12 protein-coding genes are annotated in these 10,208 nt (G+C 49.5%); 7 read left to right on the top strand and 5 right to left on the bottom strand.

Annotation, left to right across the window (positions count from 1 at the left end):
• Positions 1-135: 135 nt before the first annotated feature.
• From IKG78_RS00060 to IKG78_RS00050, 3 genes are read right to left on the bottom strand one after another with little or no spacing between them, the layout of a single operon-like run.
• Complete coding sequence (locus IKG78_RS00060; RefSeq protein WP_290937869.1) at positions 136-1,215, bottom strand: hypothetical protein; 1,080 nt, start codon at positions 1,213-1,215, stop codon at positions 136-138.
• Positions 1,216-1,235: 20 nt separating this feature from the next.
• Entirely contained in the window at positions 1,236-1,940 is a 705-nt protein-coding gene (locus tag IKG78_RS00055) for a capsid cement protein (protein ID WP_290937867.1), read from the bottom strand.
• Positions 1,941-1,958: 18 nt separating this feature from the next.
• Positions 1,959-3,257 (bottom strand): hypothetical protein, encoded by a 1,299-nt coding sequence (locus tag IKG78_RS00050; protein ID WP_290937865.1) that lies wholly within the window; start codon positions 3,255-3,257, stop codon positions 1,959-1,961.
• 94 nt (positions 3,258-3,351) lie between these two features.
• Between IKG78_RS00050 and IKG78_RS00045 the strand changes: the two genes are divergently transcribed.
• The 7 genes from IKG78_RS00045 to IKG78_RS00015 all read left to right on the top strand — a co-directional run bounded on the left by IKG78_RS00045 (position 3,352) and on the right by IKG78_RS00015 (position 9,193).
• Positions 3,352-3,579: a hypothetical protein gene (locus IKG78_RS00045; RefSeq protein ID WP_290937863.1), complete on the top strand. Its 228-nt coding sequence runs from the start codon at positions 3,352-3,354 to the stop codon at positions 3,577-3,579.
• The gene (locus tag IKG78_RS00040; RefSeq protein WP_290937861.1) at positions 3,576-3,986 is read left to right on the top strand and encodes a phage terminase small subunit-related protein; all 411 of its coding nucleotides are present in this window, start codon (positions 3,576-3,578) and stop codon (positions 3,984-3,986) included. Before IKG78_RS00045 ends, IKG78_RS00040 begins: the two co-directional genes overlap by 4 nt.
• A complete protein-coding gene (locus tag IKG78_RS00035) occupies positions 3,980-5,392 on the top strand; it encodes a terminase family protein (protein ID WP_290937859.1) in 1,413 nt (470 codons plus the stop codon). Before IKG78_RS00040 ends, IKG78_RS00035 begins: the two co-directional genes overlap by 7 nt.
• 131 nt (positions 5,393-5,523) lie before the next feature.
• On the top strand, positions 5,524-7,032 hold the full coding sequence (locus IKG78_RS00030; protein ID WP_290937857.1) for a DUF935 family protein: 1,509 nt from the start codon (positions 5,524-5,526) through the stop codon (positions 7,030-7,032).
• Positions 7,025-8,284, top strand: a complete 1,260-nt coding sequence (locus tag IKG78_RS00025) for a phage minor head protein (RefSeq protein ID WP_290937855.1) — start codon at positions 7,025-7,027, stop codon at positions 8,282-8,284. Before IKG78_RS00030 ends, IKG78_RS00025 begins: the two co-directional genes overlap by 8 nt.
• 131 nt (positions 8,285-8,415) lie before the next feature.
• On the top strand, positions 8,416-8,925 hold the full coding sequence (locus tag IKG78_RS00020) for a phage virion morphogenesis protein (protein WP_290937853.1): 510 nt from the start codon (positions 8,416-8,418) through the stop codon (positions 8,923-8,925).
• 13 nt (positions 8,926-8,938) lie between these two features.
• Complete coding sequence (locus IKG78_RS00015) at positions 8,939-9,193, top strand: DUF3310 domain-containing protein (RefSeq protein WP_290937851.1); 255 nt, start codon at positions 8,939-8,941, stop codon at positions 9,191-9,193.
• A gap of 2 nt (positions 9,194-9,195) precedes the next feature.
• On the opposite strand, the gene IKG78_RS00010 is transcribed toward IKG78_RS00015, so the two are convergent.
• Both IKG78_RS00010 and IKG78_RS00005 read right to left on the bottom strand, forming a co-directional pair.
• On the bottom strand, positions 9,196-9,489 hold the full coding sequence (locus IKG78_RS00010) for a hypothetical protein (RefSeq protein ID WP_163443753.1): 294 nt from the start codon (positions 9,487-9,489) through the stop codon (positions 9,196-9,198).
• 46 nt (positions 9,490-9,535) lie between these two features.
• Complete coding sequence (locus tag IKG78_RS00005; protein ID WP_290937848.1) at positions 9,536-10,075, bottom strand: hypothetical protein; 540 nt, start codon at positions 10,073-10,075, stop codon at positions 9,536-9,538.
• Positions 10,076-10,208 lie beyond the last annotated feature (133 nt).

The following is a 10,208-nucleotide window of genomic DNA, read 5'->3' as shown; positions in this document are numbered from 1 at the left end:
TGATGGCCTTTTCAACGATGGCGACCTTGACCTCTCCGGTGGCGTTCGGTGCAAGGTCATCGGTGACCTCGACCAGACGCGCTTCGGGGATGTGCCCCTGAATGTCCTCGTAAGTGCAGTAGTTCATGCGTTACCTTAAGCGGTCTTCTTGACGATGTTCTTCAAGAGGAAGCCTGCATCCTTGGCGACAACAACTTCCTTCTGGTAGAAGCCGGCCTTGATGATTTCGGCACCCTTGAGGCCAATCTTTTCATCTTCGATGATAGTGGCATAGCGGTCGCCAATCTGTGCAGTCATACCCCAAGCAATGCCTTCCTTGAGCGTGGAAAGCGGTTCGGAGTAGTGGGCCCAGATGTTATCACCCCAGCAACGAGTAAGCTGCGGATTCTTGGCGTTCTTGGTGGTGTTCACGCGGGATTCACCGATGAGGATTTCATCGACTTCAAACAAAGCCTTGATCTGTTCGCGGCTTGCAACGCCTGCACCGTTGGAGTTCGGATAGACAGAACGGAGCACGTTCGGGTCGGTGCGGAGCTTTGCCCACACGACAGAGTTCATGCCAAGCACGTTCGGACGGGCGAGCGGCTTTTCAAGGTATTCGAGAATCGTTTCTACGATGTTGAAGCCGTCGGCTCCAATACCCTGGGCATTTTCGTAAGTGTGAGTGAGGCCGTCGCCATAGTTCGAAGTATCCTGCACAATGCCTGCAACACGCATTTCACGACCGAGATACACCTGTTTCATCAAGTATTCAAGGCTCGTATTGACATAACGTTCCTTGTTCTTGATCTGTTCAATATCTTCCTTAGGCACGATAATCTGCAAACCCTGGGCTTCAGCAACAGCGGCTCTTTCTTCGCCAGAAAGGTGGATGATGTTCGGTTCGGAAGTGCGACCCACCTTGGTATCCGGGGCGGTAAAAGAATCGCCCTTGGTACGCTCGTAATACTTGAACGCAAGTTCTTTGTCGTCGAGCACCTTGACAGGCATTACCTGGTCTGCAATCATCTTGCTGTTTTTGTAGGCGGCCACAAGGTCCGTCTGCTGCACGCCAATCGGCAAGAGCAAGCCAGCGGCAAGAGTACCACCGTCAGAGCCGAAAATTTCGGCGACAATCTGCGGAACGCCGCAGGCGGTAAGCGTGTCAGCACCCGCAAAGGAGCACAGGACACACACGAGAGTCAAAAGCATGAGAGCGATAGAGTTCTTCTTCATGTCGTTTTCCTTGTTAATTGTTAAACCCCGGCTGCGGTCTTGCCAGCGTAGCCAAAAGCAACCGTGATAAGGTCGCCCGAAGCACCTGCCGTGAGTGCAACGCCGTAAGTTTCGGCAGAAGCGCCAGCCGCGACAGCCTTGCCGTTCGCATCGCAAACGATTCGGTCACCGACAGCCACAGTACCGCCAGCAAGCACCTTCACATTGCCACTCGTCTGTACGACGATATTCGAGCCGCTTGCAGTGTCTTCGTCACCGCTGACACCGAGCACGGCAGCACCAGAGGTGCCCTTCTTGACTTTGTCCGTATCGGTGCCGGCTTTCACGAAAAGGTTCTTGCCGATGGCTTCTTCTGCCTTGAAGGTCGTTTCGTTGGTGGCTGCACCCTTTTCGAGCTTGATACGCACCACGTCGCCATCAGCGGTTGCGGAATCGAGTGCCACGGCCACATAGGCATCACCGGCAGAAGCGGCAACGGCCTTGCCGTTGCTTCCGACTTTGAGCTTAGCACCGACGGCAAAAGCACCGCCTGCGGTAACTTCGGCGATACCGTCGAACTGCACATCCTGACGAGCGCCCTGTGCGGCATCCAGTTCGTAGCTTACGCCAATGGCATCACCGCCAGCGGAAGCAAGTGCAACGGAACCTTCGGTTGTGCCAAGAGCGACAAATCGGAAGGCGGGAACGGCGACAGACGCCGTGAAATTGAGGACATTACCCTTCATGGGATTCTCCTTGTTTTGTTAAACATTGATGCGGCCGTATTCTTCTGCCGCCTCTGCAAACGAAAGCACACGGCCTTTCGCTTCCTGTTCAGCCTTGTAGCGGGCAAGAGCTTCGCCAGCCGCAAGCTGCGGAGTATCGTGCATTCCCGGAGCTTCACCGAAATCCACGATTTTCGGGAGCGAGGCAACCGTAGAAGCGAGGATTTCAGCGACATTCACGCGGTCATCGCCTTCGCCAAAGCAGCCTTCGCCATCGACGGGCACTTCCTGGCATACGCCAAAGACCTTCATAAGATTGTCCTTGAGCACCTGATTGCAGCGACCGTCGGCAATGGCCTTGTCCAAAGTCTCGGAGAACGCAGCCCCAGCTCGCAGACGCTCCGCTGCAAGCTTGTCAGCCTTAAGAGCGTCATTTTCGGCCTTGAGTGCTGCATTCTCTTCGCTCAACCGCGCCGCTTCGCTAGAATTGCCTTCCGGGATAGATGCGGTCGGCTCGTCGTGAGGGGGCGTTGTAGGCTGAGGATTCTGCTCCCCGTTCTCCAGCGGAGTAGAATCGGTAGTTTCATTTTCCGCGAAGCTCGAAACGGGCTTTTCATCGGTTGCGGTTGCAGTCGGTGCTTGCTTCGGGAAGTTGTTGGAATCCTTGATGACATCACGCACGGATTCGATATCCTTTACAGCGTATTCCGGGATAATCTTGTCCGCCGCTTCAATGCCTTCTTTTTCAATCAGCTGTTCACGCTGTGAACGGAAAAGGGTTCCAAGCGAGCCGAGCTTCCAAATAAGGCGTTCAAAAACCGATGCCGGAACAAGCCTGTCCCAAGCGAACGATTCTGCGAACATGCACACATCCTGTTCGGTAACCCCCTTGTCCACTTCTGCAAAGCAGCCTTCGCCAAAGCAAAGCGGGGTCATACCCTTCATGGCGGGAGCGTGGGCACCCAAAGCACCGAGGTGTCTTAAGCCCTTTTTCAAGTTGCTGTAAATAGAAGCTGAAAGGTACTTGAAGCCGCCCTTCTTCACCTCTTCGGCAAAGTCGTTGCTCACGTCATCAAGCTTTACCTTGAGCACATTGTCTTCAACCTTGGAATCGACAATGGATCCCACACGCGGATCATCGACTTTAGGGTGCCCCTTGACGAGTGGCGGTTGGTAACCGGCTTTGAGCTGTTCGTGGATGCCTTCATTCAGATCTTCGAGGTCCGCTTCGCTGAAGTCGTGTTCCTTGCCAGCCATGTCAGTGACCTTGCCGACCTTGAATGCTTCGACCCACGGTTCCTTGAGGTCATCGGATTTCAAAAGTTTCTTGTCTTTCATGGCTTCAAAGTTACAAGCGAAAAACCGAAAGAGGAGATGACAGAGACATGCCCTAAGTCACTCGGTTACAAGTAAGTTTGTTGCGAGGAACTATATGGACAAGAACTTTTGGATTGAAGCGTTTAAGCAGTTTGGAATAAGCGTCATTTTCGCCGTGATGTTGGCCGTCTTTTACACAAACGAGAATGCCAAATGGGAAAAGTCGCAAGCCGTTGAAAATACACGCTGGGAAACGCTTTTCCAGAAATACACCGAAGAACAAAGACAAGCAATGGAAGCAATTAGAGCTTGCTGCATGGAATACCACGGGAGGAAGCAATGAGCAAGGCAGAACTCAAGCCCCGCGCAAAGGAACTCTACACAATTCACCAAATGAGCCTGGCAGATATCAGCCGGGCGCTTAACGTTTCTACACGTACCTTGCAGACATGGAAGGCCGAAGAACATTGGGACAAAGCCCGTGCAGCCGTGAGCGGCGGCGAAAAGAACTTCCACGCACAACTTTTCGAGCTGGGCGAAGTCATGGCTCGCAAGATCAAGCAGGACGAACTCGACGGCGTGAAGGTCGCACCCGAACGCTACACTGCATTGCAACGAATCATCGACACTGCAGAGCACGCACGCAAGTACGAAGCCGTTGCACCAAAGCAGAACAAGTCCGACCTCTCCCCGGAAGAAAAGCAACAAGCAGCGCTCGCTAAAATGAAGGAAGCTCTTGGATTATGTTAGAACGAAGTCTCATAGACTACTTTTTCCCCTACCAAAAGCGGTATCTGCTTGACAAAAGTAAGGTGAAAATTCTTGAAAAGTCTCGCCGTATTGGTGGAACTTTCGTGCAAAGTTTTGAGGATGTTCAAGATTGCATTGAGCAGCCCGGATTAAAAGTCTTTTTTAGTTCCGCAGACATGACCGCCGCAGCCGAATACATGGATTACATATCCGGTTGGGTTTCAAAGCTGAACTCCATAGCAAAAACTCTAGCAGAAATCAACTGCGAAGACATTACGGAATGTGAATTTGCAGATGAAGACAAAGGCGTAAAGTCAAAGGTAATCGAATTCAACAACGGTTCAAAGATTTACGCACTTTCCAGCAATCCGAAAGCATTCCGCTCCAAGGGCGGAAAAATCGTTTGGGACGAAGCTGCTCACCACAAGGATGACCGCAAAATGTGGGCAGCCGCAAAGCCTGCAGCCATGTGGGGATACTCTATCCGAATTCTTTCCACGCACAATGGAGTTAATTCGTTATTCTATCTGCTCATCGATAAGTGCAAAAAAGGCGAACTTGACTACAGCGTGCATACCGTGCCAATCCAGCTCGCAGTAGAGGAAGGCGTTGCCGACCGCATCTGTGGCAAAAAGCTCTCCAGGAAAGAACGCGAAGCATGGCTGGAGCAGGAACACAAGGGCTGTTTGACCGAAGCTATTTGGCAAGAGGAATACTGCTGTAATCCGCAGGATGAATCCAAGGCCATGATTAGCTATGAACTCATCCACAGCTGTGAACGCCAAGGCGTGCTGGGACTTGACAATGTGAACGGCCCGCTTTACCTCGGGTGCGACGTAGCACGCCACCGCCACCTTTATGTCATCTACGTTTTCGAAGACATAGGCGACCGCCTAATTTGCCGAGCCGTGGAAGCCTATCAGAATAAAAAGTGGAGCTTCCTAGAACAGAAGCTATACAATTTTCTCAAGCTCCCGAACCTCATCCGCGCCTGTATCGACCGCACCGGATGCGGCGACCAGTTCACCGAACGGGCTATGGAACGCTTCGGCTCCGTCAAGGTCGAGGGAGTCCTTTTTACGAACACCGTAAAGGCTGACCTCGCCATCAATCTTTTGCAGGCGTTCGAAGACCAGAAAATCATCCTTGAAAAATGCCCCAAGTTCCCCAGAGTCGAAGGTCGAATCGAAGACGAACAAGCCGAATCCATCCATGCAGTTCGAAAGCTCGTTACCAGTGCCGGGAATGTGCGTTACGATGCGGCAAGCACCGAGCAAGGACACGGCGACTTTTTCTGGGGAGCAGCTTTGGCATACCACGCGAAAAACGCAACCGCGGCGGGGCCACTGTTCGTTCAAACGGCAGATCCATTCAAGGGGCAAAACGTGAATTTGACCGGTTTTTAAAAATCGCACAGAAAGGCCCTTTCTAGCCGTTTTTTGCTAAACCCTAGTAAACGGTCATTGAACTTTAAAAAATCATTTTTCAAAAAGTTTGAACGGCGATTCAAAAGGATTAGAAAACTACCGAGGATTGCATGAGCAAAAAGAACAAAAAACAACAGAACGAGACCCAAAACAAGCGTGATTTGCAGCTTGCGAAGGAAGTGGCAACCCGGAATGTCGCCGAGTATATCACCGGGCTTGACTACCTGCCAAACCCGGACACGATTCTCCAAAAGAACGGCGGGAACATCAAGGTCTATCGCGAAATGATAGACGCCCACCTCGATGCAGTTAAAAACAAACGCTTTGCCGCCATCACGAGCCGTGCATGGACCATTGACGGAAGCAAGGGCGATGCAAAGAAAGCGAAGTTCGTCGAGGAATACCTTTGGAACATCGACCTTCGCAACACCATCTCGCAGATGCTCGAAGCAATCGGCTTCGGTTATGCCGTGCATGAAATCGTGTGGGATGCAGTGCAGACCGACTTTGGCGTGCTCATTTTGCCGACCGCAATCAAGGACCGCAAGCAGGAATGGTTCAAGTTCGGCAATGACGGAGAACTCTTGTTGCAGACGAAGGACGGCACTCGTCAAGAAATGCCCGACCGCAAGTTCCTCGTGACTCGCAACCGTCCGACCACGGCGAACCCATACGGCAACGCTACCTACTCGCGTTGTTTTTGGCCGCTCGCATTCAAGAAGGGTGGTCTCAAGTTCTGGATGATCTTTGTCGAAAAATACGGCATGCCCAAAGCTATCGGCAAGGTGCCGCCCACTGCAACGGAAAATGAGCAACAGCAGTTCCTGCGAATGCTATCAAACCTCATCCGTGATGCGGTCGCAGTCATCCCGCAGACCGGCTCCGTAGAACTCTTGGAAACCCGCCTGAGCGGCACCAATCCGCATAGCGAAATCGTGAATTGGGCAGACAGGGCCATGTCTAAAGCGTGGCTTGGCGAAACGCTCACCACGGAGCAGACAAGTTCAGGCGGCACACAAGCCATGGCTACCGTGCACAACGATGTCCGTGCAGACCTCGCTCTTGATGATGCAGCAATGGTCGAATCCAGCGTGAACCAGCTTATCCGTTGGATTTACGAAATCAACTGGCCGAACGAAAAAGAAATCCCGTGGATGAACATCATCCTCCCGGAAGACTTGCAAGAAGCCCGCCTCGAACGCGACGTGAAGCTCACGCGTCTCGGTGTAAAATTCAACGCCCAGTACATCACCGACATTTACGGCATCGACGAGAAGTATTTCGAAATGAGCGGCCCCGTAGAGCCAGCCGGTGCATTGTTCGCGGAAGGCCCTGAAAAGAAGCCGAAAGTTCGCAATGCAGGTCTCGAACTCCGCAAGCAAGTGAACGCGTTCACCGAACACCTTGCAGACGAATGCGAAAAGGTGGATTTCCTCGCACCCATCCGCGAACTCGTAGAGAACGCAAAGAGCCTCGAAGAGGTCCGCGACAAGCTCATAGGCTGTTACGGTGAAATGCCGATGGACGACGTGGCGAAGGAAATGGAACAGGCGTTTTTGGCGGCAGACCTGGCAGGTCGTTTTTCCATTCTGAAGAAAGCGGGTATCATCGATGGCTAAGGAATTGTTTTTTCAACAAGGCGAATACAAAGAAGCCGTTGACTACTTCAGGCAAAAAATCAATATGCCTGCAAAAAATTGGACGGATCTTGAAGGAAGCATGCACACGCGAGCCTTTGTGATCGCCGGCTGTATGCGTGAAGACATTCTAATTGATTTTAGAAAAGCCGTAGATGCTGCTATTGCAGATGGGGAATCGCTTGAAGAATTTAGAGGTCGTTTTCACGAAATTGCAGCTAAGTGGAGAACTTCAGACGCTAAGTTTGATGAAAAAATGAATAAGTCTGGGTATGCGTCGTGGCGTTCGAAAGTCATTTATCAGACGAACATGCTCACCGCAGCGGCGGCAGCTCAGGAACGCCAAGCAAGGGAACTCCCCGACGTATTCACCCATGCGAAGTACATCTGTATGATGATGCCTACAAGCCGAGATGAACACAAAGCATGGAATGGTATAACGCTTCCGTTAGAAGACCCTTGGTGGGAAAAGCATAGTCCGCCCAACGGCTTCGGCTGCATGTGCGAAAAAGAGTACATCAGCAAGTACGAAATGGAAGCAGGACTAGAGAAGGAAACCAAAGACCGTAAAAAACTTGATTTAAATGACACTGCCAAAATAGGCAAGAACTGGGATTATAGCATTGCATCTACGGATATGGGCTCCTATATGACCCAAATCCAGCGAGATGAACTAAAAAGAAAAAAAATCGAATGGGTTGAAATTGACCCCGATGGGAAAACAAGCAACACGCCCAAAGACAATACGCCTTTACCAGTGATAGAAAATGAAAAATTTAATCCAGACGATAGCATTACGAAGGAAAATTTCACCGACAAGATGAGCGCAGCTCTTGGATTGGGAAATAAAAAAGACGATATCGTATCAATTCCTTTTGAGAATCAAGAAACCGGTTTTCATTACGAAACCATCATAAAAAGGGAGCATATTGACGGATTTCTGAAACACATCACGGAAGGGAGTAAGGAAAAGCAGCACCGGGAAAGGCTCCTCCCGTTGTTTATAGAAACTCTAAAAAATCCTGCAGAAATACGCGTTCTATATCTGAAAAGTAGTGGAACGAACAAACGTGCTATTCGAACATCCTTTTACAATAGATTCAAGGTCAACGAAGAGGAATTTATGATTGAAGTTGTTGCAAATTCAGGCGTATTTAAGGAATTTACCATCTGGACCGGGTACAAAAATGCCGATAAAACAAGAAAGGGAAAATGCATTTTCAGGAAAAAATAAATGGAAGTAGAATGTTCTCCGTGACGAAACACCTAGCTACCTGCTCCACTCAAACGAATCACGGTTCTTGCTTCACAGGCCAATTATTATACCCATAATATACCATTTTTCACAAGGAAAGTCAATACCCCATGGCAAGTTTCATCAACGCAACCATAGATGACCACAAATTTGACGCTCTAATCGAGGTCATGAACGACCATGCCGTTCATTTGAAGCCCGTCTTGGCGGCTATTGGCAACCTTGCAGTCAAGAGCATAAGGCAGAACTTCCGTGTAGGCGGTCGCCCTAATCGCTGGCCCGAAACAGAAAAGCCCAAGGGTAAAACGATGATTGGTACAGGTGCTCTTATGAGGCAAATTCACTACAAAGTGGATGATGATGGAGCTGGAGTTACTATCATGACGGGCAAACAAAAATATGCAGCGATACTCCATTTTGGAGGCCAAACTCCTGCACACGAAATCTGGTACAAGAACAAGAGGGCCCTCAGCTTTACGTGGAAAGGCTCGCCTGTAATTTATGGTAAAGTCAACCACACCGGCTCAAAAATTCCCGCTCGCCCTTACATGCTCCTGCAAGATGAAGACATCAAGGTTATCGAAAACATGATGATTCAGCACATTGTCAAGAACACTTAACCCAAGGTACAAAATGACCAAACCCACACCAAACCAACCGCAAAAAAAACAGACCTACTACAACGAAATGCCCGTGGAAACAATCAAGATCATCCACGCCATCGTGAAACGCGAAGAACTCCCGCGTGAAGCCGCATTCGACATCGGCACCGCCGTCAAGTATCAATGCCGCGCAGGACTCAAGCCCGACAACAACTGGAAAGACGATATCCGCAAAGCAGAAAACTACCTGCACCACGCACGAACCGGCGAATGGATAAAGGAATGAACTTAGAACAGAGACATCTGCCCGTTGTCACGCTTCTTTGGCACAAAGTTCAAGTAGCGGTAAATGGTTCGCTCGCTAACGCCCGTCTCGAAGGCAAGCTGGTGGACAGTCTTCTCGCAGTTGTCAGCCATATAGCGGCGCACAGCGTTCGGAGTCATCCGGGATGGACAGGCTACATGGTTGCCTGCAAAGCGTTTCCAGATTCTCTTGGCGACATCAAGACCGAGGGTCTTTGCAACCCACTTTAAATCCTCGTTCGGCAAGTCATCAAATGTAAGGGAATCCCAGACGCTCATCTGTAATTCAAATATAACTAAAATGAGCAAATTAGACAACAAAGATTTAATCGTCTTTCAAATCTTCTAGAAGTTCATCGGCATTTTTGATTTTCTTTTGTGCATCTTCGTCTTCTTTCTTTTCAACGACTTTTATCAATTGGAGCCTTATGAAACTCACATATTTGAACGGCAAGAATATGGAAAATACAATCGCAGAGAAAGTAATTGAAGCGAGCAACGACGCCCCGAATCTGTTGTATTCATTGAAAAAAGACATCATGAAATAAGCAAGGACGGGCAAAAGCATGAACACGATTCGCCACACTTCTACATTCATTTCCTTGGCAACATCTATGGCTTCATTCTTTATTTCGCTTACACATTGCGCATTCAGACTCTTTCTATCAAACTGCTGCATGAGTACAGCCAATATTGCGAACGATACAGATGACATAATTCCAAAATACGAAATAAAGCCATCCATCAATTTGAACACGAAGTTGAACTTGTCTTGCCTAAAAACAAATAAACCGACTGCGCCACCCGCAATAAACACGCACAGGTTCTTTGTATTCGGCGATATTCTATTCAGAAGGCCATTCATGGTTTGCGTTAAGTTCCTTAAACCAGTTCGTCATTTCTATAAAAGCTTCTTTCTTAAAAACAAAGGATCCATACCTTTCAAATTTAACCTTTTTTGTACGACAAAAACCGTCTTTCTTAATTTTTTCTCCTTG

The organism is Fibrobacter sp. (assembly GCF_017545445.1).
Lineage (GTDB): Bacteria > Fibrobacterota > Fibrobacteria > Fibrobacterales > Fibrobacteraceae > Fibrobacter.
The sequence above is the reverse complement of the archived record's forward strand: the minus strand, read 5'-3'. Positions and strand labels throughout refer to the sequence as shown.